Source organism: Xanthomonas fragariae, assembly GCF_900183975.1.
Classification (GTDB): Bacteria; Pseudomonadota; Gammaproteobacteria; order Xanthomonadales; family Xanthomonadaceae; genus Xanthomonas; species Xanthomonas fragariae.
In genome coordinates this window covers 2,203,968-2,230,492 of the sequence record NZ_LT853882.1, presented here as the reverse complement: position 1 = coordinate 2,230,492, position 26,525 = coordinate 2,203,968, and the positions used below count along the sequence as shown (strand labels likewise).

Genomic DNA, 26,525 nt, shown 5'->3' with positions numbered 1-26,525 from the left:
CTCAAGGACGACTTCACGTAGGGGCGGTCAATGAAGGGACTCGAACCCAGTCTGTTGGAAAAATTGTTCGACGACACGCCCAAGTCCACGGGTGGATCGCATGTGTTCAAGGCCATCTCCATCGACCAGTACAAGGAATCGGTCGCTCGCGACCTGGAAGGCCTATTGAACACCCGTTCGGCCTTCAGCGAAGAAGGCCTCACCGAATTTCCCAATTGCAAGCAGTCGTTGCTGACCTACGGTCTCAGCGATTTTTCCGCGATGAGCCTGGCCAATGGCTACGACCGCACGATGATCTGCCGCTCGCTGGAGCAGGCGATCGCGCGCCATGAGCGGCGCCTGCGCAACGTGCACGTGAAGCTGGAAACCGCCGGCCAGTTCGGTGGCGGCCTGCACTTCACCATCCATGCGTTGCTGGACATGGAGCCGGCGCGCGAGCCGGTGAGCTTCGACGCCATGCTGCAACCCTCCACGCTGCAATACTCGGTCAGCCGCCTGCGGCGCCAGGCGGCGCCCTGACCATGCAAGACCTGCTTCCCTACTACGAACGCGAACTGGGCTATCTGCGTCGCTACGGGCGCGAGTTCGCCGAGCGCTATCCCAAGATTGCCGGGCGCCTGCAGCTGTCGGCCGACGGCAGCCAGGATCCGCATGTCGAGCGCCTGATCGAGGCGTTCGCGCTGATGGGCGCGCGCATCTCCAAGCGCATCGAGGACGACTACCCCGAGTTCACCGACGCGCTGCTGGAAGTGCTGTATCCGCACTATCTGCGGCCGTTTCCGTCCTGCTCCATCGCCTATTTCGACATGGAAGGCGTGGCTGCCAAGCTCAGCGCGCCGATCCGCTTGCCGCGCGGCAGCTATCTGCAGTCGCGCCCGGTGCGCGGGATCAACTGCCGGTTCCGCACCGCCTACGACGTGATACTGGCGCCGGTGGCGGTGAAGGCCGCCAGCTACCGCGGCGTGGCCGAAGCGCCAATGGCGGTCAGCCTGCCGCCGGGCACCGGCGCACAGATCTCGATCAGCTTCGAGCTGTTGTCCGACCAGGCCTCGTTCGCCGGCCTGGGCACCGACGCGCTGCGTTTCTTCGTCGACGGCGAGCCGTCGTTATGCTCGGCGATGCGCGATGCGCTGGCGCTGGGGGTCAAGGCGGCCTATGTCGAGTCCGACGGCAGCGGACGCTGGCGCCGGCTGGCGGAAACCCCGCTGGCGCCAGTGGGATTCGCCGACGACGAATCGCTGATCGATTTCCCGGCGCGTTCGCACCCGGCCTACCGCCTGCTGACCGAGCTGTTCGGCTACCCGGACAAGTTCGGCTTCTTCGATCTCCAGCTCAAGCCGGTGATCGCTGGCACCAGCCGCTGGTTCACGTTGCACCTGGTCTTACAAGCGACGCCGCCCGATCGCGCCGCCAACCAAGTGCTCGAGGAGTTGGATCGCAAGAACATCCGCCTGGGCTGCACCCCGGTGGTGAACCTGTTTGCGCAGCACGGCGAGCCGATCCGGATCACCCATCGCAGCGTCACCTATCCGGTGATCGCCGACGGGCGCCGCGCCTTCGCCTACGAAGTGCATTCGATCGACTCAGTGCACCGTATCCGGCAGACTCCGCAGGGCGAGCTGATCCAGGAGTTCCGCCCGTTCTATTCGCTGCACCATGGCGAAGACCCCGAGCGCGCCGGCCAGTATTGGGTGGCGCGGCGCGACGAGGATGTGGCGCGGCAGAGTCCCGGTTACGAAACCGAATTGAGCTTCGTTGACCTGGAATTCAATCCGACCCTGCCGCAGACCGATGTGGTCAGCGTCGAGCTCACCTGCAGCAATCGCGATTTGCCCAGCCAGCTCGCCTACGGCATCGCCGGCGGTGACCTGTCGATCGAGGGCGGAACCCCGGCGCGCGCGATCAGCTTGTTGCGCAAGCCGAGCCGGCCACTGCGGTTCCGCCACGGGCGCGGCGCGCAATGGCGGCTGATCTCGCACCTGTCGTTGAATCAGCTGTCGCTGACCGGCAGCGGCTTGCCGGCGTTGAAGGAGATGCTGCGGCTGTACGACATTTCCGGCAGCAGCGTGTCGTCGCGGCAGATCGACGGCATCGTCAGCATCGAGCAGCATCCGGTCACCACCTGGCTGTCCGGCAAGCATTTCGCATCGGTGGTGCGCGGCCTGGAAGTGCGTTTGACCATCAGAGAAAACCATTTCGTCGGCACCGGCGTGGCCGCGTTCGCGCATGTGCTCGACCACTTCTTCGGCTTGTACGTCCACGCCAACAGCTTTACCCGGCTGGTGCTCATTTCCAGCGACACAGGGGAGGAACTCGTCCGATGCTTACCGCGAAGCGGCGAATCGATCCTGGCGTAGCGCTGCAACTGCTGGCCGAGCCGCATCGCTTCCAGTTCTTCCAGGCGATGCGGATTCTGGAGCGGGTGTTCCAGCGCCAGGGGGTCAAGGCCGGTCAGGCCCTGCCCACGCGCGTGCGTTTCCACAACTCGCTGTCGTTGGCCTTTCCGGCGACCGAGCTGGACCCCGTCGGCCAGGCCTATTCGCAGGACGGCGAGCGCCTGGAAAGCGATGCGGCGCTGGCGTTCGCGATCGAGACCGAGAGCCTGGGCGAAGTACATCTGACCCCGAACTTCATGGGGTTGCTGGGCACCTCCGGCGCATTGCCGCTGCACTACACCGAGACCCTGCACGAACGCGAGCTGTACCAGCGCGACCGTACCCCACGCGCGTTCCTGGACATGTTCTCCAACCGCGCGGTGGCGCTGCACTACGCCGCGTGGAAGAAGCACCGGCTGGCGCTGCAGTATGAGCTGGACCGGCGCGAACGCTTCCTGCCGCTGGTGCTGTCGCTGCTGGGCATGGGCATGCCGGGACTGCGCGATCGCATGGTCGACGGCGGCGGCGGCGTCTTCGACCAGGCGGTGGCGTACTACGCCGGCGCCATCCGCCAGCGGCCGATCTCGGCCAAGCTGCTGCAGCGCGTGCTGGCCGACTACTTCAAGGTGCCGGTGGAGCTGGAGCAGTTCGTCGGCGCCTGGTACAAGGTGCCGGCGCAACAGGCCACGCGGCTGGGCCAGGCCAACGCCACACTCGGGTCCAGTGCGCTGGCCGGCGAGCGGGTGTGGCAGCGCGACCTGCGCATGCGCCTGCGCTTCGGTCCGCTGCAGCGTGAGGCTTTCGACCAGTTCCTGCCCGGAGGCAGCGCCGCGAAGGCCTTGTCGAAATGGCTGACGCTGCTCACCGGCGGCGGGCTGGAATACGAGGTCAAGCTGGTGCTGCGCGCCGAGGACGTACGCGGCTCCGGCGTCGGCGCAGCACTGGGCGTACGCCTGGGCTGGGACAGCTACCTATGCTCGCGCGCGCAGACCCAGCCGCGCGCCGACACCACCTACGGTCTGCATACCCTTCAATAGCCCGGGCGCGAGCCCAACGCCGACGGCAGGCAGTGACGTCGGCGCCACATCATGAAACCGCCAGCATGGAGCGTCCTGTTTTCGCATGAGCATCAATCTCAAGACCCTGATCAGCAAACTCGACGACACCTGCCGGCAGGCGGCCGAGCGCGCGGCCAATCTGTGCATGGCGCGCGGCAACTACGAAGTCGACCTGGAGCATCTGTTCCTGGCGCTGCTGGAGCAACCGCAAAGCGATTTCGTGCTGATCGCGCGCCGCTGCGGCATTTCGCCGGAGACGCTGGAACGCGATCTCAGCGAGGAGGTCGGCCGCTTCAAGGCCGGCAATACGCGCACGCCGGTATTTTCCCAGCACCTGCCCACGCTGTTCGAGCACGCCTGGCTGATCGCCTCGCTGGATTCGGAAACCACGCGCATCCGCAGCGGTCATCTGCTGCTGGCGCTGCTGACCGAGCCGGACCTGTCGCAGCTGGCCTACCGCGGTTCCAAGCAGTTCGTGAAGATCAAACTCGATGCGCTCAAGCACGACTTCGCCCGCCTCACCGAAGGCTCGCAGGAAGCCGGGCAAAGCCTGCGTTTCGCCGATGCCGGCCAGGCCGACGCCGGCGGCGACCCGGTCGATGGCCTCACCGGCGCGCCGGACGGCAAGGGCGGCCTGACCAAGACCCCGGCGCTGGACCAGTTCACCACCAACCTCACCCAGCGCGCCCGCGATGCGCAGATCGACCCGGTGATCGGCCGCGACGGCGAGATCCGCCAGGTGATCGACATCCTGATGCGGCGGCGCCAGAACAATCCGATCCTCACCGGCGAAGCCGGCGTCGGCAAGACCGCGGTCGTCGAGGGGCTGGCCCGGCGCATCGCCGAGAAGGACGTGCCGGACGTGTTGCAGGGGGTGGAACTGCATGTACTGGACATGGGCCTGCTGCAGGCCGGCGCCAGCGTCAAGGGCGAGTTCGAGAACCGGCTGAAGAACGTCATCGACGAGGTCAAGAAGAGCCCGCATCCGATCATCCTGTTCATCGACGAGGCGCACACGATGATCGGCGCCGGCGGCACCGCCGGCCAGAACGACGCGGCAAACCTGCTCAAGCCGGCGCTGGCGCGCGGCGAGCTGCGCACCATCGCGGCCACCACCTGGAGCGAATACAAGAAGTACTTCGAGAAGGACGCGGCGCTGGCGCGGCGCTTCCAGGTGGTCAAGGTCGAGGAGCCGAGCGAGACGCTGGCCGCGGCGATGCTGCGCGGCATGGTGCCGCTGATGGAGAAGCACTTCGGCATCCGGGTGATGGACGAGGCGGTCACCGAGGCGGTGCGCCTGTCGCACCGCTACATCAGCGGCCGCCAGTTGCCGGACAAGGCGGTCAGCGTGCTCGATACCGCCTGCGCCAAGGTCGCGCTCGGGCAGAGCGCCACGCCGGCGATCATCGAGGACACGCGCAAGCACCTGGACCGGCTGGCCGCGGAGCTGGCCGCGTTGAACCGCGAGACCTCCGGCGGCGCCCGCCACCACGACGCCCGCGTGGCCGAGCTACTGCAGGCGCAGGAACGCGCACGCAAGGTGCTGGCCGACAACGAGGCGCGGCTGGTGCGCGAGCGCGAACTAGCCGAGCGCATCGTCGCCCTGCGCGCGCAGATGGAAGCGGCGCCGGCCGCCGCCGAACCCGCGGCCGCCAGCGCCGCCGCCAAGCCGGCACGCGGCGCGGCCAAGCAGGCCGCCGCGGCGGCTTCGCCGCAGCACGCGCAGCTGGACGCGCTGCTCGCCGCGCTGGGCGAGCTGCAGGGCGAGACCCCGATGGTGCCGCTGCAGGTCGACGGCGGCGTGGTCGCCGAGATCGTCTCGGCCTGGACCGGCGTGCCGCTGGGGCGCATGGTCAAGGACGAGATCCGCACCGTGCGCAACCTCGACAGCCTGCTGGTCGAGCGCGTCATCGGCCAGGACCATGCGCTGGCCGCGATCGCCCAGCGCGTGCGCACCGCCACCGCCAAGCTGGAAGACCCGAACAAGCCGCGCGGCGTCTTCCTGTTCGTCGGCCCGTCCGGCGTCGGCAAGACCGAGACCGCGCTGGCGCTGGCCGACATCCTGTACGGCGGCGAGCGCAAGCTGATCACCATCAACATGAGCGAGTACCAGGAAGCGCACAGCGTGTCCGGGCTGAAGGGTTCCCCGCCTGGCTACGTCGGCTACGGCGAGGGTGGCGTGCTGACCGAGGCGGTGCGGCGCAATCCTTACAGCGTGGTGCTGCTGGACGAGGTGGAGAAAGCACACCCGGACGTGCTGGAGATGTTCTTCCAAGTGTTCGACAAGGGCGTGATGGACGACGCCGAAGGCCGCGAGATCGACTTCCGCAACACCTTGATCATCCTCACGTCCAATGTCGGTTCCTCGCAGATCATGCAGGCCTGCCTGAACAAGCCGGCCGAGGAGATTCCGGCCGCCGACGCATTGGCCGAGGCGTTGCGCCCGATCCTGATGCGCAGCTTCAAGCCGGCCTTCCTCGGCCGGCTGAAGGTGGTGCCGTACTACCCGATCAGCGACGACGTGCTGGCGCAGATCATCGCGCTCAAGCTCGGCCGCATCCGCGACCGCGTGGCCGCCAACCACAAGGCCGCCTTCCAGTGGGACCAGAGCCTGGTGGAGGCGGTGTTGGCGCGCTGTACGGAGGTGGATTCGGGCGCGCGCAACGTCGACCACATTCTGAATGGGACGCTGTTGCCGGAAATCGCCGAGAGCGTGCTCGCGGCGATGGCCGAAGGCGGCAAAATCAACGCCATCAAGGTAGGCGCCGGCAAGAACGGCGCGTTCAAATACAAGTTATCCTGACCCCGCAGTCCATCACCAAGGAGGAACACCATGGATTTCTACGGATACAACCGCGCCAAAGCCATTGCCCATTGCGACAGCCTGGCCGTGGGACGGGCAAGCCGCGAGACCGACAGCCTTCGCAGCTGGAACCGCCTGCGCCCGGAACACGTGGTCGAACTGCTGAGCAATGCCGCCGCCGACGCGCGCGCCGATGCGCGCGCGCTGGCCTCGTTGATGGAGCGCACTTGCTGGCGCATCAATATGCAGGTGCCGACGCAGGGCAAGGCCAACCAACTGGTCAGCAACGTGCGCGAAGTGGCGATCACAGCCGCCGGCCGTGAGTTCAAGCTGCAGTGCACCGAAAGCCCGGCGTTGCAGCTCGAGCGCATCATCGCCGCCTGAGCCGTTTCACCACGCGCCAACTTCCAGGCCGCGCTCGCGCGGCCTTTGGCCGCCAGGCGCGGGCGGCCGATCTGTAATCGCAAGGAGCACCTATGGACCCGGTCGCCACAGTACTTTCCGCCCTGAGCGCCGCCCCGCAGCAGCAAGAACGCCTGCTGCGGTTGCACACCCCGCTGGGCCCCGATGTGCTGGTCGCCGAGACCCTGGACGGCCGCGAGTCGGTCGACGGCGGTGGCTTCCATTTCGAAGTGAGCGCGCTATCGGCCAACGCCAGCCTGCCGCTGGACGCGCTGCTCTGCCAGCCGGTGCTGCTGGAACTGCTCACCGCCGAATCGCGCACCGCGCTGCGCCCGTTCCACGGCCACGTCACCGCGTTCGAGCGGCTCGGCAGCAACGGCGGGCTGGCGCGCTATCGGCTGACGATCGAGCCGTGGCTGGCGTTGCTGGGCCAGCGTGTGGACAGCTACGTGTTCCAGGACCTGAGCGTGGTGGAGATCGTCGAGAGCGTGTTCGCCGACTACGCCGAGCAGGGCGCGCTGGCGCCGGCCTGGCGCTGGGAGCTGGCCGACCGCCGCGTGTACGCCAAGCGCAGCCTGACCACGCAGTATGAGGAGACCGACCTGGCCTTCGTGCAGCGGCTGCTGGCCGAGGAAGGGATCTATGTCTGGTTCGCGCATGCCGGCGATGCCGGCAGCGAGCGCCTGGGCAGCCACACCCTGGTGCTGTCGGACCACAACCACGCCTTCGCCGAGCTGGGCACGGTGCGCTATCACCGCACCGACGTCACCGAGCAGCAGGACAGCGTGCAGCAGTGGGTGCGGTCGTGTCGCTGGCGCCCGACCACGCTGTCGCGGGCCAGCTGGGACTACCGCAGCCTCAGCCTGCGCCCGGCAGGCGCCGAGGGCACGCCGCTGGGGGACATCGGCGCCGAGGACGTGGACACCGCCGGCCCCTATGGCTGGCAGGACAGCACGCGCGGCCAGCGCCGCGCGCAGCAGCAGCTCGATGCGCAGCAGGTTGCGGCGCAGACCATCCAGGGCCAGGGCAGCTGGCGCCAACTGGCGCCGGGCACGCGTTTCGGGCTGCGCCAGCATGCGGGCGTGGCGGCCGATGCGGCGTTCCTGTGCCTGCAGGTGCGGCACCAGGCGCGCAACAACCTGGGCGCGGACGTATTCGACGCGCTGGAGCAGTCGCTGGGCGCGGTGGCGGTGGCCGGCGCACCGCTGCCGCCGGCGTTGGCGGGCCTGGGCGGCGGGTATGCGCCGGCGCAGGACGACGCTGAGGTGGCGTTCTATCGCAACCAGTTCACCGCGTTGCCGGCGACGGCGACGTACCGGCCGCAGACCGAGGACGGCCATGGCGTGCGCCTGCATCCCAAGCCGACGGTGGCCGGCACGCTGAGCGCGATCGTGGTCAGCGACGGCGACCCGGTGCAGTCCGACCGCGACCACCGGATCAAGGTGCAGTTCCCGTTCCAGCGCGGTGCCGATGCCAGCAGCGCGCTGGCGCACCCGGCCGGGGAGGACAACGCGCCGGGCAGCGCGTCGGCGTGGACCTGGGTACGGGTGATGACGCCATGGGCCGGCGACAACTGGGGCGGGGTGGTGCTGCCGCGCAAGGGCCAGGAAGTGCTGGTGGGGTTCCTGGAAGGGGACATCGACCGGCCGGTGGTGATCGGCAGCGTCTACAACGGGCGCGGCCAGGCCGATGCGGCGCACAACCAGGTCGGTGGCGGCGGGGCCGGGGCCACCGGCAATGCGCCGGCGTGGTTCCAGGGCAACGCGCACGGCGCGGTGTTCACCGGGTTCAAGAGCCAGGCGCTGGCGCAGAGCCAGGACGGCACCGGCGGCTACCAGCAGCTGCGTCTGGACGACACCCCCGGCCAGGGCCGCGCGCAGCTGTCGACCACCCAGCACGCCAGCACGCTGACCCTGGGCCACCTGAAGGGCGGCAGCGACAACCTGCGCGAAGGCGAGCGCGGATTCGGGGCGGAACTGTCCACCCAGGCCTACGGCGCGGTGCGCGCCGGCCAGGGCCTGCTGCTGAGCAGCGAGCCGGGCCAGCAGCAGCTGGCGGCGAGCGAGGCGCTGTCGCAGCTGGAACAGGGCGAGCAGCTGCTGCAGGCGCTGGCCGACGCGGCCCGGCAACAGCAGGCGCAGCTGCCTAATGACCCGGACAGCCTCCCCGCCCAGGAAGGACTCAAGACCCTGCAGGCCAGCCTGCAGGCGACCCAGCGCGGCAGCGCGGCCGGCCAGCTCCAGGGTGGCGACGGCCAGGCGCCGGGCTGGAGCCACCCGGCGCTGCTGGGCAGCGGCAGCGCGGGCCTGCTGAGCCTGACCCCGGCCGACCAGGTGTGGGTGTCGGGCACGCAGACCACACTGCTGGCCGGCACCGCACTGAACTGGGCCAGCCAGGCGCAGCTGGTGCTGGCAGTGGCCGGCGGGCTGGTGCTATACACCCAGGGCAGCGCACCGGATGCCGGCAGTCCCAACCAGGAGCGCGGCATCGCCCTGCACGCCGCGCAAGGCACGCTCAGCGCCCGCGCGCACAAGAACCTGGCCAAGCTCGCGGCCAAGACGCAGGTCAAACTCGTCAGCACCACCGCCGACGTCCAGATCGCCGCCCCGACCAAGCACCTGCTGGCCACGGCGGCCGGCGCCTACATCAAGCTGGAAGGCGACGACATCGAACTGGGCGCGCCGGGGACGATCGAGTTCAAGGGCGGGCAGCAGGTGTGGACGGGGCCGCAGGGCTTTAGCACCCGCGTGCAGCTGCCCTCGGCGGACAAGCCGGTGTGCCTGGAATGCATGCGCGATCTGGCGTCCCGGCACGAAGCCGTCGCATCTCGCGGATGATCGGTCATGCATCCGCTCTTCGAATCGTGGTCCACCTTCCTCGCCCCCCATCGCCACCGTGAGGGCACCGGGGCTTTCCTGCTGCTGGATGCCGCGCAGCTGCCCATCAATGCGATGCCGTGGAAGGAGATGATCGGCGAGCAGCGGGTCTACAATGTGCTGCGAGATCAACCCGAAAGCATCGATCCATCGGTGTGCGCGCTGCTGATGGACTACGAGGCCGCCTGGGTCGATGCGTTGTTGAACAGGCATTTGCCGCGCAGGCCGTTCGCCTTCGTCGCACTTTCCAGCGCGCTTCCCATCGTCCAACTGGCCCAGGCATTGGCGAAACGTGCCGAGGTATCCCTGCCCGGCGGCAAGAAAGGATTGCTCCGCTATTACGATGCGGCGGTGCTGCAGGCGCTGCCCAGGGCGGTGGAGGCCAACAAGCTGGATGCCTTCCTGTCCTGCGCCGATGCATGGGTCTGTATCGGTCGCGACGCCACCCCGCTGGAACTGCGCCCCTCGCCGGAACGCAGGCCCGGCCGGCCCGCCGCGCGCCTTGCGCTCACCCCACCCGAGCTGCAACGGCTGGACGCGCTCGGCCGGCTGGATCGCATTGCCGCGGACCTGAAGCGCAACGGCGCGCTGCCGGTCGATGCCGATCCCTTCCAGACGTGGAAGAAACTGTCCGTGATGCAGGACGTGCTGCTGGAGGCGGGACTGGAAGCGGAACCGCTGCTCTATCGCTGCTGCGCCGCGGTCGTGCACCGGGATGTCGATGACAGCTGGCACGCACAGCTGTCCTCCATCGTGCACGATCACTGCGCCGATGACGACGCGCTCGGCGAGGAACTGTTCGACTGGGCCGATGACGCGGCGAGCACGCAAGAGCGCCTGACATGAGAACCGAAGTCTATCTTCGAAAGAATGAAACTGCCTCGCTGCATTGGGTAGACGACATGGGCGCGGATGAGCTTCCTCCAACCCCATCTATTGCTAAAGAAGTATGATCTTTGAGGCACCTATGAGCATGCGTAGATTTTTGATGGTGGCGTTTATCTTCTTGCTGGGCGGTTGCAAGGATGGTTTCTCGCAGTCGAGAACCGTTTGCGTGACTGGATATAATGAATACGAAAAGCAGATTTATGAATTTTGGCTGGATAACGAGTCAAAATCTGGCTGCTTTGGGAATCCTCCAGGTCGGACTGCTGGGACTTTGTGGGGAGGTGGTGGGAAGTTTTCTTGCGGATGTAATGTTACGCCTGGAAAGACCGTTAATTTGCAGTGGTCTTTTGTGCAGTCTGTAGAGGAGTTTGACGCCGGGAAAAAAGCTAAGGAGTACACTACGAAGGTAACCATCCCTCAGCCGCAATCAAGGAATTCTCGTTATTTTAGGGTCTATTTCCGGAAAGATGGAACGGCGTCTTTGCAATGGGTGGATGATATGGGGGCAGAAGAGTTGCCCGCAACGCCCGGTGGAAAAGGAGAGTCCAAGTGAGTCAGGTGAGAAAAGAAAGTAAAGATGCAGACCAAAAGCGCGCATTTCTTGATCGCACAAAAGTCGAGGCTGAGCAGCGATGCCCGGCCTGCCAGCAGGTGCTCTGGTTGAGTTTTTCCTTTGACGGTTTTGGTTTCACAGACAAGAGTGGTCCTGCAAGTAACATCGCGAAAATTCATGCAGCCTTACGCGAAGATCCGGCAAACGGTGCACGAGCTTTTTACTACCCTGGTCTTGGCGCAGAATTCGACCCCGAGAACGCCGCACTTGCTGCCGCCCTGGGCGACAAGGCCGGCAAGGAGATCGAGGACAAGGTCAGCTCCGCACCGAAGGACGCTGCCAAGGGCGCGGTGACGGATGCCTGGAAGGAAAGCGAACGGCTGCGTGACAAGTCCTATGCGAATCGTGCGGCCTGGACGATAGATCGCGTCAAGAAGCAAGCGAAGCAGATCGTCAAGACGGCCCAGAAGCCCGTTACCACCGTAGCTAAGGAAGGCTGGAAAAAATTGCGCAAGGAATGGCGTGGGCTCTGGAAGGACGTAGTCAGGCACCCGTGGCGCGCAGCCAAGGATGCTGGCGCGGCCGTGGCCAAGAATACCGCTGGCTATGGGGCCGAAAGCGTCGGACTGATCCGCGACTCGACCCTCGGTGCGGCGCTGTTCAACACGGGCGCGGATACGCGCCTGAAGTCGGCCGAGACCGATTTCAAGGCCGCGTTCGCACTGGCCAAGGCCAAGCTTCCGGTGCACAGGGTCAACGTGGCGATCTTTGGCTACGACATGGGCGGCGGGATCGCGCTTGCGTTCAGCAAGCTGCTGATCGACGACATCTGTGCGAGTGGTCGCTACCAAGCGGTCGAGGTCAAGATCCGCTTTATGGGCCTGTTCGATTGCGTGACGAATCGCTACGACGACAACCTGCTGACCGGATTCATCCCGCTCAGCAACAAGGTGTCGTCGGAGATGAAGTTGCTGCCGGAGGTCGAACGCTGCGTGCATTATGCGGCGGCACATGAACTACGCTTCTACAAGCCATTGACGATTATCGGTGGCACTGCCAGCGCCACGGGCAGCCGACAGGAGCTGCTTTTCCCCGGCAGCCAGGTGGATGTGGGGGGAGGTGCCGAAGCCGAGGAAGCGGGTGTGCTGGATGGACTTGCACGTTATCCGCTTCAGATGATGTACAACCGGGCTTACGGAGCTGGTATTCCGATGCCTAGTTTGACAGAGTTGAGAGGACTTAACCCGGCGCTGCATTCGCAACTGACATCGACTCCTGAAATTGACGAATTCCAGCGCAAATACAGACGAGCCGTTACTACGCTTGTGGAGGATGTCAAAGAAATCAGCCCCGCAGTAATCCGCCTGAACCTTCCATACGTCTGCACCTACACCAAGCCCGGCCAACGCACGGCCGAACAGGAAAGTCAGTGTTATGTGCCGCCGGAGCCGCTGGTGGTGCGCACGCTGCCCAAGGACATCCAGGGGCAGATGAAGGGCCATATGATCATCTACATCCAGTGGCTGCGTATGTGGTACGAGCAATTCGCCAAGACTGCCAATGAACATACAGGCTCCTGGTTGTTGGGTGCCCCGAAATATCCCGCCGCCAAAGGCCGGTACGACAAGCTCGCGGCCGAACTGAGCTACCTGGAACGCAACGCGCGTTCGGTCGATACCTTCAACATGGAACAGGCAAAGAAACAGATCGACGGAGAGGTCGCATCCAATATCTTTGTCACCGATCCGCAAGGCCAAGCGCTTTATTGGATATGGAACAACCCTGGTAAGCGACTGCCAGAGGTTGAGGCGCTGTATGGTGGCTTTCTTAAATATGTACACGACAGCATGGCAGAGAGCAGCTTTGAGGGTGCATATGGTTCGTTCGTCGCATCCAAGCACTATATGAACCGCCGTCCGATGCAGAAGATCGAGACCAAGCCCGACAAGAGTTTCTTGGGGGATTTGTGGGAATCCTATAAAAACCTCTACAAATAGTTTGCAGTGGAGCCAATATAGTGCAGCACCTCCAGCGCTCGCAGCCCGGCCGGCGCCGACGCCACGCCGTTGGGCGACATCGGCGCCGAGGACGTGGACACCGCCGGCCCCTACGGTTGGCAGGACAGCACGCGCGGCCAGCGCCGCGCGCAGCAGCAGCTCGATGCGCAGCAGGTGGCGGCGCAGACCATCGAGGGCCAGGGCAGCTGGCGCCAGCTGGCGCCGGGCACGCGCTTCGCGCTGAGCCAGCATGCCGGGGTGGCGGCCGATGCGGCGTTCCTGTGCCTGCAGGTGCGGCACCAGGCGCGCAACAACCTGGGCGCGGACGTATTCGATGCGCTGGAGCAGTCGCTGGGCGCGGTGGCGGTGGCCGGCGCGCCACTGCCGCCGGCGCTGGCGGGCCTGAGCGGCGGCGATGCGCCGGTACAGGAAGACGCTGAAGTGGAGTTCTATCGCAACCACTTCACCGCGTTGCCGGCCACGGCGACGTACCGGCCGCAGACCGAGGACGGCCATGGCGTGCACCTGCATCCCAAGCCGACGGTCGTGGGCACGCTGAGTGCGATCGTGGTCAGCGACGGCTGATACGCCCAGGGTTCCGTAGACCCTCAAGACCCTCGTTGCGCGTAGCGCCGTTCAAACTCTACAGGGGACAGGTCGCCAGTTGAACCGTGGCGGCGGTTGGGGTTGTAGAACATCTCGATGTAGTCGAATACCTCGGCGCGAGCGGCGTCCTTGGTGGAATAGGTCCGCCGCCTGATCCGCTCGCGTTTGAGCAGTCCGAAGAAGCTCTCCACGGGTGCGTTGTCGTGGCAGTTGCCACGCCGACTCATGCTGCACACCACGCCATGGGACGCCAGGAAGCTGCGCCAGTCATCGCTGGTGTAGACAGACCCTTGGTCCGAATGAACCAAGCAACCAGCGTTGGGTTTGCGCCGCCACACCGCAGACAACAAGGCCTGCACGACCAACTCGGTGTCGGCCCGATCGCGCATCGCCCAGCCGACGACCTGCCGGGAAAACAGATCGATCACAACAGCCAGGTACATCCAGCCTTCATGCGTGCGGATGAAGGTGAAATCGCTCGCCCAGGCTGTGTCCGGCTCAGTCACGTCGAACTGTCGGTCAAGCAGGTTGGCCGCCGCCTTGCACTGCATTCCTCCATGGAAGCGCGGTTTGCGACCATAGCCCACCTGGGCACGCAGTCCCTCGGTGCGCATCAGCCGATGCACCCGATGGCGACTGCAACGCTCACCCAGATCGCGCAGATCCCTGGTGATCTTGCGATGCCCATAGACACTGCCGCTGGCCAGCCAGTGGTGCTTGATCAGTCCAAGCAAGCGCTCATCTTCCTTGGCGCGCTCACTGTTGGGCGAGCACAACCAGGCGTAATAGCCCGACCGGTTGACCCGCAATACCCGGCACATCGCACACACCCTGAATTCCCCACAGTGGGCTTGCATGAAGGCGTACTTTGCCCTTACCCCTTGGCAAAGTACGCGGCGGCCTTTTTTAGGATGTCGCGCTCCTCGGTCACTCGACGCAACTCTGCCTTCAGCCGCCGAACCTCGGCGCTCTGGTCCACCTCGGCGCGCTGCACCACGCCAGGCTTGCCGAACTTGCGCAGCCAGGCGTAGAGGCTGTGCGTGGTGACACCCAGTCGCTCCGCGACTTCTGCCACCTTGAAACCACGATTGGTCACTTGCCGGACCGCCTCGATCTTGAATTCATCCGTATACCGCTTGCTGCTCATATACACCTCCGAATTGACCATTTTCCATGGCCTTGAGATGTCTAGGAAACCCTGGGCGTATCACAATGGGTAATCGGTGGATGTGCAGATCGACTGCAGTAGTGACAGTTCCGAGCGGTCGACAACGGTACTCAGCAAGGCTTCGCGTGAGCCAGCATCGATAACATGCTCAAGATCGATCCCGATACCACGCCAGGTGCCAAGTGGCGCTACCGCAGCCGCAGCAAGATGGGGAGTGTGCGAAATGCTGCCAATCGCCGTAGCCGGCCAGAGCGGTTCGCGCAAGCCGCCGATGGCGATCTGGAGTGAGCTGTCGGCAGGAATCAGCGACTGCTGGCGCAAGGCCTCTCGCGCAGCTAGCCGGCCAAAGAAAAATTCCGCCTGACGCTTGCGAACGCTGCGGGCAATCGTGTCAGGGCAGACAATATCGCAGAGGCTAAACGCATCGAGTGAGAAGCGCTCGAACTCGAATGCGATCACCTGCACGATCAGCGTACTGGCATCCGGGCAGGGCAGGGAGTATTGCCAACGCATGCGGATGGCAGCCATTGCATAGGTCGTCGTGTCGAAGGACGCTAGCGCGCTCCTGGCCAAAAAAGAAGCGCAGGCTTGCTCGTCAAGACCTTCATCGTCCCGCGTATCGGACATCATGGAGGTCTTCAATTCCTCGGACCTTTCTGTCTGAGCTAAGGAAGGTCTGAACGACGCACCAGACCTCTAAAATTCGAGCCTGCTGCGTGCCAATAGCGCACAGAGTTGATGCGTACGATACGATTTCTACGGTTTCTTGCGGCGTTGGCTGGCGCCAGGCAGCATTATCCCCTGGCCGGCAGCAACTGCCGGCGCACCATCCACAGATTGGATAGTGCGAACAGGGTCAGCACATGCGCGGTGTTCTTGGCCAGGCCGCGATAGCGGACCTTGGTGTAGCCAAACTGGCGTTTGATCACCCGGAATGGATGCTCCACCTTCGCACGCACACTTGCTTTGAAGTATTCCCAACGTTCTTCCTGGCGGCGCTCGCGTTTGTTGCCAATGGCTTGAATCGTCGAACGCTTGGCGGCAATGAAAAAACCAGCCTTGCAGGTCTGCAGTTCTTCGCGTTTGTCCGCACCGGTGTAGCCGCTGTCGCCGAACACACTGTCTTCTTTGCCGTGCAGCAATGCGTGGGTCACCGTGACATCGGCCACATTGGCAGCCGTACAACGGACGTGGTGCACCAGCCCGGAAAACTCATCCACGCCGATGGGTGCCTTCATCCCGAAATACCACTGATTGCCTTTCTTGGTCTGATGCATTTCAGGGTCGCGCGCGCGGTCGGTGTTCTTGGTCGAAATGGGCGCAGCGATCAGGGTTGCATCGACGATCGTGCCGGACCGCAGGCTCTGACCCTTGCGCACCAGATCCGCGTTGACGGCCTCCAGCATCCGCGCTGCAAGGCCATGGGTTTCCAGCAAGCGGCGAAAGTTGAGAATCGTGGTCTCGTCGGGAACATTGTCCAAACCGCCGAGCCGGGCAAAACGGCGCAAGGTCCGGATCTGGTGCAACGCTTCTTCCATCGCCGGATCGCTCAACGCATACCACTGCTGCAGCAAATGAATCCGCAACATCGTCGCCAGTGCGTACGGCTGTCGACCAGGCCGCCCCGACACCGGATAGTGCGGCGCGATCAGTCCGAGCAAATGCCTCCACGGAACCACCTGCTCCATCTCGGCCAGGAAGATCTCGCGGCGAGTCTGCTTGCGCTTGCCCAAACCTTCAGCGTCACCGAACGTCAGTTGCATGGATGACTCCTCAACGTAGGTGTGTAGTGTCGCGCATTTGAAGTGCGTTGTTCAGAGGTTCCCTAGCGCTGCCCAGGCAGCGACACAGGCTAAGGGGCGCACCTGGGTGGATGCCGATCGATCGAAAATGTGCCCGGGGCGGGGGTCGAACCCGCATAGCCTTGCAGCTGAGGGATTTTAAGTCCCTTGCGTCTACCAATTTCGCCACCCGGGCATTGCGATAGCGTGCCTGATTGCGCGGCGATTGTGAATCTCTGTTCGACGGTGCTGTGCGCTGCCGGTCAGGTGCAGCTGCGCTATGCTGCCGCCGCACGGCGCTAGGCCACCAAATGCGCACAATCTCAAGGAACTGCATGTCCGGCAATACGCTCTTCGAACCGCTCCAGGCGCGCATCGCTGTCATCGGGCTGGGCTATGTCGGCCTGCCGCTGGCAGTTGCATTCGGTCAGCAGCGCGACACCTTGGGCTTCGACATCGATGCGAAGCGGGTAGGGCAATTACGCGATGGCCACGATACGACGCTGGAACTGGACGACGCCGAATTGGCCGCTGCGACGCACTTGCACTACACGGCCAATTCTGCGGACCTGGCCGCGTGCAGTATCTTCATCGTCACCGTACCGACGCCGATCGACAGCTTCGAGCAACCGGACCTGGAACCGCTGCGCAGCGCCACTACCTTGATCGCCGCCGCGCTCAAACCAGGCGACCTGGTGATTTACGAATCCACCGTGTATCCGGGCACCACAGAAGAAGTCTGCGTTCCCTTGCTTGAAGCAGCATCCGGACTACGTTTCAACGTAGATTTCTTCTGCGGCTACAGCCCTGAGCGGGTCAACCCGGGTGACCGTCAGCGGCGTCTGCGCGATATCCGCAAGATCACTTCCGGCTCGACGGCAGAGGCGGCCGACGCGGTCGATACGCTCTACACCGGTATCATCACGGCCGGCACCTGGCGCGCTTCATCGATGCGCGTGGCCGAAGCGGCGAAGGTCGTGGAAAACATCCAGCGCGACGTCAATATCGCTCTGGTCAACGAGCTTGCGCTGATCTTCGACAAGCTGGGCATCGACACGCTCGATGTACTGGAAGCGGCCGGAACGAAGTGGAATTTCCTGCCATTCCGACCCGGCTTGGTCGGTGGTCATTGCATCGGGGTGGACCCGTATTACCTGATGCACAAGTCCGAAAGCGTGGGCTATCACCCGGACCTGATCTACACCGCGCGTCAGGTCAACAATCGCGTCGGCCAGCATGTCGCCGAGCGGGTATGCGGCATGCTGGCCATGCGTGGTGTGGTGCTCGCGCAGGCCAGGGTGCTGGTGCTTGGCGCTACTTTCAAGGAGAACTGCCCGGACCTGCGCAATAGCCGTGCGCTGGAGCTGGTGCAGCTGCTGCAGGCCGTGGGTGTGCGGGTCGACACCTGCGACCCATGGGCCGACCCTGGCGAAGCGCTGCAACATGCCAGCGTGCAGTTGTGCGAGGCGCCAGACGAAGGTGCATATGATGCCGTCGTGCTGGCGGTGGCGCACGCGCAATATCGCGGCTACGACGCGGAGCGCATCGCCGCACTCGGCAAGCCTGGCGCTGTGGTTTACGACGTCAAATCGGTGTGGCCGCGTGCAGCGGTCAATGATCGCTTGTAACGCGAGCGCCCTGCCGCTGCAGCCAGTGCACCGCGCCGTTCGCTGCACGTAAGCCGCCGGCGAAGCAGGCGGTGAGCAGATACCCACCTGTCGGCGCTTCCCAGTCGAGCATTTCGCCTGTGCAGAACACGCCCGGTTGCGCGAGCGCCATCAGATGCGCGTCCAGCGCCTCCAGCCGCACGCCGCCTGCTGAGCTAATCGCTTCGGCAATCGGGCGCGGCCTCAACAAGCGCAATGGCAAATACTTGAGCGTGCGTGCCACAAGTGCAAGATCGTCGCCGGGCTGCTTGCCGAGGTGTTCGTACAGCAATGCAGCCTTGACGCCACCGATACCGACCTGGCGCCGCAAATGCTCGCTGAAACTGCGTCCCTTGGGTGGTTTGTCCAGCTCGGCGCTCACCCGTTCCAGCGAACGTCCAGGCACCAAGTCCAGGCCGAGTTCGGCTACGCCATGGGTATCGATCTGCTCGCGCAAATCGGCGCCTACGGTATAGATCAGGCTGCCCTCGATGCAGGTGGCCGTGGCGACGCATTCGCCCTGCAATTCGTGTTGCACACCATCTCGATCATGCCAATGTGCCACCACCGGTTTAAGCGGCGCGCCAGCGTGCCGCTTGACGAAGTGCGCACTCCAATCGATATCGAAACCGCAGTTCGGCGGTACCAATGGCGCAACCGCAATGCCGCGTTCTTGCAATAGGCCTTGCCATAGCCCATCGGAGCCGAGCTGCGGCCAGCTGGCGCCGTCGAGCGCCAGCACCACGGCACCTGCAGGGCGCTCGATTGCGCCGCATGGTGTATCGAAGCGCAACGCACCGTTCTCGTTCCAACCCCGCCAGCGATGCTGCATATGAAACGCTGCGCCATGGTCCTTGAGCCGTCGCACCCAGCCGCGCAGCAATGGCGCAGCCTTGCGATCCATCGGGAATACACGCCCCGAAGTGCCGACATAGGTTTCGACGCCCAACCCACGCGCCCATGCGCGCATGCGCGCAGCGCATCTGCGTCGAAGTCTTGCAACCACGACGCAACCTGTTCTGTGCGCTCGCGGTAGCGCTGCGCAAACAGTGGCATCGGATCGGAATGGGTGAGATTCAAACCGCCTTTGCCTGCGATTAGAAACTTACGTCCCACCGAACCCTTGGCCTCGTACAGATCCACCGCAAGACCTGCCGCGCATGCGACTTCTGCTGCCATCAAACCGGCCGTCCCACCGCCAATGACGGTCAGCCGCCGCATGCTCAGATCGGTCATCGCTCAGGCACTCAGCGCGGCTGCACGCCGAGCAATTCCACATCGAACACCAACGAGGCGCCCGGCGGAATCACGCCGCCTGCGCCGTTGTCGCCATAGCCGTAGTCCGGTGGAATCATCAAGGTGCGCTTGCCGCCCACGCGCATGCCGGCGACGCCATCGTCCCAACCGCGGATGACCTGATGGCCGCCCAGCACGAACTGGAATGGTTCGGCACGATCCAATGAGCTATCGAACTTCTTGCCGTGCTTGTTGGCTGCTTTTTCGTCGTACAGCCAGCCGCTGTAGTGCACGGTGACCATCGAGCCCGTTGTGGCTTCTGCGCCTGTGCCGACGGTGCGGTCGATCCGCTGGAAGCTGGCGATGGTGCCACCAGACGGCGGCAGGGCAGGCGCGCAACTTGCGAGCAACAAGGCGGCATAGAGCGTCAATAGAAGGCGCATGAGATGGTCTCTTAAGATGATGCGCCATTATCGCACCTGGCTCCTGGTATCATCGTGCGCATGGCCAAGCTACTGCTCAATCTGCGCAATGTTCCCGATGACGAAGCCGACGAGGTGCGGGCGTTGATGCGCGAGCACCTCGTGCAGATCTACGAAACACGACCAAGCAACTGGGGCATTTCTGCTGGAGGTATCTGGCTTAGCGAGGATGTCGACTACCCGCGCGCCAAGGCCGTAATGGATGCCTATCAGGCCCAGCGCGGCGCCATCGCACGCGCGCAGCGTCAGGGCGCGCTCGCTGCGGGCACTGCGGAAACCTTCAGCGCGCTGCTGCGCAAGCGACCGATGTTTGTGATCGCCACGCTGATCTGCATGTTGGTTGTCGCGTCGTTGGTATTGCTGCCGTTTTTGCTGCTGCGCGGCTGACCTACCCGTGGCCGTATCGGGGTTAAAAGGTGCCACGCCTTCACTGCGCGGTTGCCAAGCGTGCGCGGTTGCCAAGCGGATGCGGCCGTTGCTCGAAATTGACATGCATTCACTCGCGCCTGGGGGGCTGCGCGCCGAACCTAGTCTGACCATGCTTGCTACGTTCTGCCAGCAGCTAAAATAGCCGGATGATTACCAATACCGCCGCCTATCAATTCGTCACCATCCTGGACCCGCAGCAACTTGCCGACAGCGTGCTGGCTCACGCTGAGCAGCAAGCGCTCAAGGGCTCGGTGCTGGTGGCCGAGGAGGGCATCAATCTGTTTCTGGCTGGTGAGGCCGAGCAGATCGACGCGTTTTACGCCTGGTTGCAGGCCGATCCGCGCTTCGCGCAGATGCGCATCAAGTTCAGCCTCAGCGTGCAGCGGCCGTTCGCACGGCTCAAGGTCAAGGTCAAGCCGGAGATCATCAGTTTCCGTCGCGACGATGCATCGCCCTTGCAAGGCCGTGCGCTGGCGGTGACGCCCGCCGTGCTACGCGAGTGGATGCGCAACGGGCAAGACGACCGTGGTCGCCCGCTGGTATTGCTGGACACCCGCAATGCACAGGAAGTGGCCCACGGCACCTTCCTGGGCGCATTGACGCTGCCGATCGACAAGTTCACCGAATTGCCAGGCGCGCTCGAACCGCATCGCGCCGCGTTGGCCGATGCCACGGTGGTGAGCTTCTGCACTGGTGGTATCCGTTGCGAGAAGGCTGCACTGTGGATGCAAGCCGATGGCATGGACAACGTGCTGCAACTCGAAGGCGGGATTCTTGGCTACTTCGAAGAAGTCGGTGGCGAAGGCTACGATGGCCGGTGCTTCGTCTTCGACCAACGCGTCGCGCTGGATCCCGACCTGCGCCCTTTGATGGGCGCCGAGCGTGCCGTCGAGACAGGAAAAATCTGACCGAGTGCGACTGGATTGCCTGATACATCAGATACTGCGGTGCCTGCATCATCGGAACACGTCGCGATATTGCACCGAGCGCGCGTCGTGAAGTGCCATGTAACAAGGCGTTTTTCGCTCTAACTTAAATGTAATACGTCGCATCGAGCTTGCCCTGAATTATTCACGGAGATAGGCTGCACCAGCCAGCCGCATAGCGAGGACAACAAGGATGACCATCAGAGTTTTTCTGATTGACGATCATGCACTCGTGCGTACAGGCATGAAGATGATCCTGTCCAAGGAAGTAGACATCGATGTGGTAGGGGAAGCAGAGAGCGGCGAAGCGGCATTACCGCAGATTCGTCAGATCAAGCCCGGGATCGTGCTATGCGATCTGCATCTGCCCGGTGTTAGCGGCCTGGAAATCACAGAGCGCATCGTCAAGGGCGATTACGGAACGCGCGTCATCATCGTGTCGGTGCTAGAAGATGGCCCATTGCCGAAGCGTCTGCTAGAAGCTGGCGCATCTGGCTATGTAGGCAAGGGCGGCAATGCGCACGAGATGTTGCGTGCGGTGCGCGAGGTCGCACTGGGTCGCCGCTATCTGGGCAATACGATCGCACAGAACATGGCACTTTCCAGTCTTGAAGGCGGCGGTTCGCCATTCGATGCGTTGTCCCCGCGCGAGCTGGAAGTCGCCTTGCTGCTGACCCAGGGTCTACGACAGGAAGACATCGCCAAGCGCTTGAATCTCAGCGCTAAGACAATCAACACGCACAAGGCGCGTCTGTTCGAGAAGGTCGGCATCCAGGACAACATCGCGTTGGCGCGCCTGGCCAATCAGTATGGGCTTACAGATCCTGCTCGAACGCTGTAATGCGCGATTCGGGCTTGTCCGATTTCTGTGTGCAGCACGCTATTGGGGTTTGAGCTGGTCGGCTAACCCTGCCTGGGTTTCCATGCAGGCGAGCAAGTGCCTCATTTTCCGTCTGTGCGATCAGTGCAGAGATTCGATGGCGATTAAAAGTCGAGTACTTCAAAGCTCGGAATGCGCCAAAACGGCACTGGCAGATGCACGGCTTTTCAAGTCTCACATGTTGCAATTGCGCCTCGTTAAGAGCGAGATCTAAAAGCGGAAGCGCGTCCGGCCAGGCACATGTTCATCACGATGACGTCTTCGCGCGATGCCTCCTGCGCGGTACCGGATGTCTACGAGAAGTGCTTGTCGATTGATGCGGATCAATTCTCGACTGCAAAGTATTGATCAGAGGCTTTGCGCGCAAGCGTGCGCCATCAAAAGCATCCGGTTCGAGTGGCAGCTGCGTTTGTCTAAAGAACACTGGTTAGAAAAAGCCTTCAAGATCGGGCTGATCCTGCAGAGCTCAGCGGCATCACAGCAAAGATGGCCGGAACGTAAGGCGTAGCGCGTTTTCCTCGTTTGTTTGACGTACCCAATAGCTACGTCCCGCTATTCTTCACCATATCGCAACCACTCTTGCTCAAGCACACCGTAGGCGAAAACAAAGCGGCCCGAAGGCTGCTTTGTTTGACACTGGCCTAGCCCGGACTATTCGCAGGCTAGGCTTTCACGATCAGTGATCGTGACGCGGCTTATTGACGTCTTCTTCTTGCTTTTTAGTGTCGACCGCAGGACTTGCCGGGTCCGCCGGTTTGACTACTTCGGAGACGACGACTGTGGACGTCGGCTTGTCGGCTGCCTGTTCCTGGACGCTTGCGGGCGTGACAGATGCCACCGTTGCTGACTGCTCGGAAGCCTTGAAAGGCGCCAGTGTCTCGGCAGGTGCCGAGGGCGGGGCTGCTGCGGTTTCGGTAGCCAGCACATCGAGCAACTTCGTTTGCACAGGGGCGTATGGCTTCACCGGAGCAATCGGTGCGGTATCCGCAGCCTGGGTCCGCTGCGGCTCGGTTGTTGTGGACGTCACTGCGATATCCGCGGCGGGGCTCGCAGCGCTGGTGGGCTCTGCATGCGAAGCATTGACGGTCACCACGGTGGCCTGCGCAGCCGGGACATTCGACGGCGTTGCTACAGGCCTCTGCACGTCAACGGCAATCGGCGCCGTGTCGGCTTTTACCGGCTCGGCTTGCGCTGCAGAGGTCGAAGCAGTGGCATGTACAGCGCGTTCTTGACTGACTTCAGCCGGTTCCGCCGCGGTTGCAGCTGTACCAGTGCCAGTATGCTCGACCGGCTTGGTGGCAGGAATGGGAGCTGTAGGCACGGCTGCAGGAGCCAACGTCGCTGCCGCATCACGTGCTGTCACTGGAGTCGAAGGTGCTGGACTCAACACGGCCGCCGGAGTCGAAGTGGCAACCGGCGCCTGATGAGCGATCGGAGCCGGAGCTGCAACCGGAGCCGGAGTTGTATCCGACACGGGGGAAGTAACAGGCGTCGATGCAGCAGATGCTGCAGCTAGTACTGTCGCATCGCTACGTGCCCTATCAGCTGCTGCGGCACCGGGAGCCGCGGCCTGCTGTTCGAAAGACGGCGTGGCGTTGGAGACCGGTGCGGTGGTCGAGTACGTATCGGCATCGGTTTGCGTCTCCAAACGTTCCTTCGGAACCGGACGCGGCTTCACCGCTGACGAAGCGCTGGGCTCGGGCTTGGCACACGGGGCAGGCGCCTCGTCGTCGAAGTCGAACTCCGGCTGGCCGGCCCGCGGTGCGGCAGGCTTCTGTGTCTGCGTGGCGGCGTCACCGTCGTGCTCGTTGTCGCCGTCGAGATCGCCTTCGGCATCGCCGTCCAGATCGTCCGTTTCCAGACCATCGACGCCGGTACCGCCTTCACCATTTGTGCCAGCACCGCGACGACGACGACGTCCGCCGCGACGACCGCGACGACGACGGCTTCCACCTTCGCCATTGGTCGAATCATCGCCCGGGGCATCCGTGGTCTGACCATCCGCAGTCGCGTCGATGCTGCGGTCGGCAGGCGATTCGCTCACGATCACATCAGCCGGATGCGCCTGGGTCGCTTCCGCTGGAACTTGCGTCGTCACCGGAGCCACAGTCTCGGCTATTGCCCCAACCACGCTAGATTGTGTTGCCGTTGCAGCAGTCGAGGTCAGCGTCTGTGCCGCTGTAGTGCCTTCGTCCTGGCGCGCAGGACGCTGCTGCTTCTCGGACGACGCGCCATCGTGCTGTGCAGGTGCACGCAGCGAACGCGACGCCTGCTTCTGCTTCTGAGTTTGCTGCTGTTGCTGCTGCTTTGGTGCCTGCGCCTCATTGCGCGGTGGCTTGGCGACCTGCGCCTGCTGCTGTACCTGGGCGCCATTTTGCGCACTCTGGCTGTTGCTCGGCTGGCGACGCTCGTCACGACGCTCCTTGTTGGCACCGTTGCCATTGCCGCCGTTACCGCCATTGCCACGCTGCTGATTGCCGCTATTGCCGCTATTGCCGCCATTCCGTGCATCGCGACCATCGCGGCGCTGACCGCCTCGCTCGTTACGGTTGCCACGGCCGGCATCGTTCTGGCGCGGGCGCTGGGGCGGTTCAGGCGCGGGAGCGACCGGCTCGACACCACCGAAGATGCGCTTCAACCAACTGACCACGCCGGTCACCGGCGCAGGCAGTGGCAATGCGACGACCGCAGCCGGCGCAGGTGCTGCAGCGACCGAGGCAGGGGCCTCCTCACGCACCGGAGCCGGCTGGCTCGGCTTGATCGAAGTCACCGCCGGGGCAACCGGAATATTCAACTGCGCGTTGGTCAGCGCGTGCACCGGCAACTTGCGCGGGGTGCCGCGCTGGTAGCTCGGCTTGCCGCTGTCCTCGCCCAGCTCGTTTTCACGCAAGCGCGTGACTTCGTAGTGCGGGGTGTGCAGTTGCTCGTCGGCGACGATGATAATCGGCGAGGCATGCCGATTTTCGATCTCACGCAGCGCGCTGCGCTTTTCGTTGAGTAGGTAGTTGGCGATCTCCACCGGTGCCTGGACCAGTACTTGCCCGGTATTTTCCTTCATGGCGTGCTCTTCGGCCACGCGGATGATCGACAGCGACAGCGATTCGACGCTGCGCATGCGGCCATGGCCTTCGCAACGCGGGCACACGATCTGGCTGGATTCACCCAGACTTGGGCGCAGGCGCTGGCGACTCATTTCCATCAGGCCGAAGCGCGAAATACGGCCCAGCTGCACGCGTGCGCGATCGTACTTGAGCGCGTTCTGCAGTTTGTTTTCGACTTCGCGCTGGTGCTTGGTCGACGCCATGTCGATGAAGTCGATCACCACCAAGCCGCCAAGATCGCGCAAGCGCAGCTGACGCGCGACTTCTTCGGCTGCTTCCAAGTTGGTCTGGAAGGCGGTTTCTTCGATATCGCTGCCCTTAGTGGCTCGCGATGAGTTCACGTCGACGGCGGTCAGCGCCTCGGTCTGGTCGACCACGATCGAGCCACCCGAAGGCAGGCGGACATTGCGTTCGTAGGCGCCTTCGATCTGTGACTCGATTTGAAAGCGATTGAACAGCGGAATGTCATCGGTGTAATGCTTGAGCTTGCGCAAGCTCTGCGGCATCACTTGCTTTATGAACTCTTGGGCGTCGGCATACAGCTCTGGCGTATCGACCAGGATCTCGCCGACGTCGGCGCGCAAGTAGTCGCGCAGGGCGCGGATGATCAGGCGCGATTCCTGGTAAATCAGGAATGCGGCCGGCTTGCTCAGCGCAGCCTCGGCAATCGCCTTCCAGGTCTGCAGCAGATAATCCAGATCCCACTGCAGTTCTTCGGCGTCACGACCGACACCGGCAGTGCGAATGATCACGCCCATGTCGTCCGGAATGTCGAGCTTGTCGAGCGCTTCCTTCAGCGCCGCGCGGTCTTCGCCTTCAATCCGGCGCGAAACGCCACCGGCGCTCGGTGAATTGGGCATCAGGACCATGTAGCGGCCGGCCAGCGAGATGAACGTGGTCAGGGCAGCGCCCTTGCTGCCCCGTTCTTCCTTATCGACCTGCACCACGATTTCCTGGCCTTCGCGCAACAGCTCGCGGATGGTCGACTTGGTGTGGTCGACGCCAGCCTGGAAATAATCGCGGGAGATCTCCTTCAACGGCAGGAAGCCATGACGCTCAGCGCCATAGTCCACGAACGCCGCCTCGAGAGAGGGCTCGAGCCGGGTGATACGGCCCTTATAGATGTTGGACTTCTTTTGTTCCTTGGACGGCTGTTCGATGTCGATGTCGTACAGGGTCTGGCCGTCCACAATCGCCACGCGCAGCTCTTCGGCCTGCGTTGCGTTGATCAGCATTCGCTTCATTGTTGCGTTCCTCACGCGCTCTACCGCGCGGAACGCCGTGACGTTTCGCCTCTGGAACAGCTTGTCGGCCCTTC

The 26,525-nt window shown here is 63.7% G+C and carries 18 protein-coding genes, 1 tRNA gene and 2 pseudogenes; 14 read left to right on the top strand and 7 right to left on the bottom strand.

The annotated features are described in order from the left end of the window. The first annotated feature begins 30 nt into the window (after window positions 1-30). From tssE to PD885_RS10395, 10 genes and pseudogenes are all read left to right on the top strand, one after another. Window positions 31-519 (top strand): type VI secretion system baseplate subunit TssE, encoded by a 489-nt coding sequence (gene tssE / locus PD885_RS10440; RefSeq protein WP_002812665.1) that lies wholly within the window; start codon window positions 31-33, stop codon window positions 517-519. Window positions 520-521: 2 nt separating this feature from the next. Then, the gene (tssF, locus tag PD885_RS10435) at window positions 522-2,357 is read left to right on the top strand and encodes a type VI secretion system baseplate subunit TssF (protein WP_002812662.1); all 1,836 of its coding nucleotides are present in this window, start codon (window positions 522-524) and stop codon (window positions 2,355-2,357) included. Continuing rightward, window positions 2,321-3,412, top strand: coding sequence for a type VI secretion system baseplate subunit TssG (tssG, locus tag PD885_RS10430; RefSeq protein ID WP_002812660.1), 1,092 nt, complete (start codon window positions 2,321-2,323; stop codon window positions 3,410-3,412). The genes tssF and tssG overlap by 37 nt, the downstream gene beginning before the upstream one ends. Before the next feature lie 85 nt (window positions 3,413-3,497). After that, the gene (gene tssH, locus PD885_RS10425; protein ID WP_088056849.1) at window positions 3,498-6,236 is read left to right on the top strand and encodes a type VI secretion system ATPase TssH; all 2,739 of its coding nucleotides are present in this window, start codon (window positions 3,498-3,500) and stop codon (window positions 6,234-6,236) included. Window positions 6,237-6,266: 30 nt separating this feature from the next. After that, on the top strand, window positions 6,267-6,620 hold the full coding sequence (locus PD885_RS10420; RefSeq protein WP_002812636.1) for a hypothetical protein: 354 nt from the start codon (window positions 6,267-6,269) through the stop codon (window positions 6,618-6,620). A gap of 92 nt (window positions 6,621-6,712) precedes the next feature. Next, window positions 6,713-9,475, top strand: coding sequence for a type VI secretion system Vgr family protein (locus PD885_RS10415; RefSeq protein WP_088056848.1), 2,763 nt, complete (start codon window positions 6,713-6,715; stop codon window positions 9,473-9,475). Window positions 9,476-9,481: 6 nt separating this feature from the next. Further along, the gene (locus tag PD885_RS10410) at window positions 9,482-10,360 is read left to right on the top strand and encodes a DUF4123 domain-containing protein (protein WP_088056847.1); all 879 of its coding nucleotides are present in this window, start codon (window positions 9,482-9,484) and stop codon (window positions 10,358-10,360) included. 127 nt (window positions 10,361-10,487) lie between these two features. Then, window positions 10,488-10,955, top strand: a complete 468-nt coding sequence (locus PD885_RS10405) for a DUF3304 domain-containing protein (RefSeq protein ID WP_088057122.1) — start codon at window positions 10,488-10,490, stop codon at window positions 10,953-10,955. After that, window positions 10,952-12,952, top strand: coding sequence for a phospholipase effector Tle1 domain-containing protein (locus PD885_RS10400; protein WP_197685823.1), 2,001 nt, complete (start codon window positions 10,952-10,954; stop codon window positions 12,950-12,952). Before PD885_RS10405 ends, PD885_RS10400 begins: the two co-directional genes overlap by 4 nt. 48 nt (window positions 12,953-13,000) lie before the next feature. After that, window positions 13,001-13,534, top strand: a pseudogene (locus PD885_RS10395) (contractile injection system protein, VgrG/Pvc8 family); the annotation flags it as partial. Window positions 13,535-13,560: 26 nt separating this feature from the next. On the opposite strand, the gene PD885_RS10390 reads toward PD885_RS10395, so the two are convergent. From PD885_RS10390 to PD885_RS10375, 4 genes are all read right to left on the bottom strand, one after another. Further along, window positions 13,561-14,705, bottom strand: a protein-coding gene (locus PD885_RS10390) for an IS3 family transposase (protein ID WP_088057097.1) whose coding sequence is annotated in 2 segments (ribosomal slippage) — window positions 13,561-14,468 and window positions 14,468-14,705 — 1,146 coding nt in all. Because the reading frame shifts where the segments join, the coding sequence is not laid out codon by codon here. Window positions 14,706-14,765: 60 nt separating this feature from the next. Continuing rightward, window positions 14,766-15,254, bottom strand: a complete 489-nt coding sequence (locus tag PD885_RS10385) for a 4'-phosphopantetheinyl transferase family protein (RefSeq protein ID WP_108775418.1) — start codon at window positions 15,252-15,254, stop codon at window positions 14,766-14,768. A 266-nt stretch (window positions 15,255-15,520) separates the two neighbouring features. Continuing rightward, window positions 15,521-16,489, bottom strand: coding sequence for an IS5 family transposase (locus PD885_RS10380; protein WP_088056844.1), 969 nt, complete (start codon window positions 16,487-16,489; stop codon window positions 15,521-15,523). A 130-nt stretch (window positions 16,490-16,619) separates the two neighbouring features. Continuing rightward, window positions 16,620-16,703: transfer RNA gene (locus PD885_RS10375), tRNA-Leu, on the bottom strand. Between the two features lie 139 nt (window positions 16,704-16,842). Here PD885_RS10375 and PD885_RS10370 point away from each other — a divergent pair. Continuing rightward, entirely contained in the window at window positions 16,843-18,135 is a 1,293-nt protein-coding gene (locus tag PD885_RS10370) for a nucleotide sugar dehydrogenase (RefSeq protein WP_002806218.1), read from the top strand. Here the strand turns inward: PD885_RS10370 and PD885_RS10365 are convergent. Continuing rightward, window positions 18,119-19,389, bottom strand: a pseudogene (locus tag PD885_RS10365) (TIGR03862 family flavoprotein). The gene PD885_RS10370 and the pseudogene PD885_RS10365 overlap by 17 nt on opposite strands. A gap of 11 nt (window positions 19,390-19,400) precedes the next feature. Continuing rightward, entirely contained in the window at window positions 19,401-19,832 is a 432-nt protein-coding gene (locus PD885_RS10360; protein WP_002806223.1) for an FKBP-type peptidyl-prolyl cis-trans isomerase, read from the bottom strand. 60 nt (window positions 19,833-19,892) lie between these two features. On the opposite strand from PD885_RS10360, the gene PD885_RS10355 reads away from it, so the two are divergent. The 3 genes from PD885_RS10355 (at window position 19,893) to PD885_RS10345 (ending at window position 22,067) form a co-directional block, all read left to right on the top strand. After that, a complete protein-coding gene (locus tag PD885_RS10355) occupies window positions 19,893-20,258 on the top strand; it encodes a DUF6164 family protein (RefSeq protein WP_002806227.1) in 366 nt (121 codons plus the stop codon). Window positions 20,259-20,446: 188 nt separating this feature from the next. Continuing rightward, window positions 20,447-21,208 carry a sulfurtransferase gene (locus PD885_RS10350; protein ID WP_002806228.1) on the top strand — a complete coding sequence of 254 codons (762 nt, stop codon included), beginning with the start codon at window positions 20,447-20,449 and terminating at the stop codon, window positions 21,206-21,208. A 211-nt stretch (window positions 21,209-21,419) separates the two neighbouring features. Then, a complete protein-coding gene (locus tag PD885_RS10345; protein ID WP_088056843.1) occupies window positions 21,420-22,067 on the top strand; it encodes a response regulator in 648 nt (215 codons plus the stop codon). Window positions 22,068-22,782: 715 nt separating this feature from the next. Here PD885_RS10345 and PD885_RS10340 read toward each other — a convergent pair. Further along, on the bottom strand, window positions 22,783-26,442 hold the full coding sequence (locus PD885_RS10340) for an Rne/Rng family ribonuclease (protein WP_040762549.1): 3,660 nt from the start codon (window positions 26,440-26,442) through the stop codon (window positions 22,783-22,785). Window positions 26,443-26,525: the final 83 nt, after the last annotated feature.

Excerpts from the sequence above, each read along its gene's own strand:
- tssE (WP_002812665.1), top strand. The coding sequence starts at position 31 with ATGAAGGGACTCGAACCCAGTCTGTTGGAAAAATTGTTCGACGACACG.
- tssF (WP_002812662.1), top strand. The coding sequence starts at position 522 with ATGCAAGACCTGCTTCCCTACTACGAACGCGAACTGGGCTATCTGCGT.
- tssG (WP_002812660.1), top strand. The coding sequence starts at position 2,321 with ATGCTTACCGCGAAGCGGCGAATCGATCCTGGCGTAGCGCTGCAACTG.
- tssH (WP_088056849.1), top strand. The coding sequence starts at position 3,498 with ATGAGCATCAATCTCAAGACCCTGATCAGCAAACTCGACGACACCTGC.
- PD885_RS10420 (WP_002812636.1), top strand. The coding sequence starts at position 6,267 with ATGGATTTCTACGGATACAACCGCGCCAAAGCCATTGCCCATTGCGAC.
- PD885_RS10415 (WP_088056848.1), top strand. The coding sequence starts at position 6,713 with ATGGACCCGGTCGCCACAGTACTTTCCGCCCTGAGCGCCGCCCCGCAG.
- PD885_RS10410 (WP_088056847.1), top strand. The coding sequence starts at position 9,482 with ATGCATCCGCTCTTCGAATCGTGGTCCACCTTCCTCGCCCCCCATCGC.
- PD885_RS10405 (WP_088057122.1), top strand. The coding sequence starts at position 10,488 with ATGCGTAGATTTTTGATGGTGGCGTTTATCTTCTTGCTGGGCGGTTGC.
- PD885_RS10385 (WP_108775418.1), bottom strand. The coding sequence starts at position 15,254 with ATGGCTGCCATCCGCATGCGTTGGCAATACTCCCTGCCCTGCCCGGAT.
- PD885_RS10380 (WP_088056844.1), bottom strand. The coding sequence starts at position 16,489 with ATGCAACTGACGTTCGGTGACGCTGAAGGTTTGGGCAAGCGCAAGCAG.
- PD885_RS10370 (WP_002806218.1), top strand. The coding sequence starts at position 16,843 with ATGTCCGGCAATACGCTCTTCGAACCGCTCCAGGCGCGCATCGCTGTC.
- PD885_RS10360 (WP_002806223.1), bottom strand. The coding sequence starts at position 19,832 with ATGCGCCTTCTATTGACGCTCTATGCCGCCTTGTTGCTCGCAAGTTGC.
- PD885_RS10355 (WP_002806227.1), top strand. The coding sequence starts at position 19,893 with ATGGCCAAGCTACTGCTCAATCTGCGCAATGTTCCCGATGACGAAGCC.
- PD885_RS10350 (WP_002806228.1), top strand. The coding sequence starts at position 20,447 with ATGATTACCAATACCGCCGCCTATCAATTCGTCACCATCCTGGACCCG.
- PD885_RS10345 (WP_088056843.1), top strand. The coding sequence starts at position 21,420 with ATGACCATCAGAGTTTTTCTGATTGACGATCATGCACTCGTGCGTACA.
- PD885_RS10340 (WP_040762549.1), bottom strand. The coding sequence starts at position 26,442 with ATGCTGATCAACGCAACGCAGGCCGAAGAGCTGCGCGTGGCGATTGTG.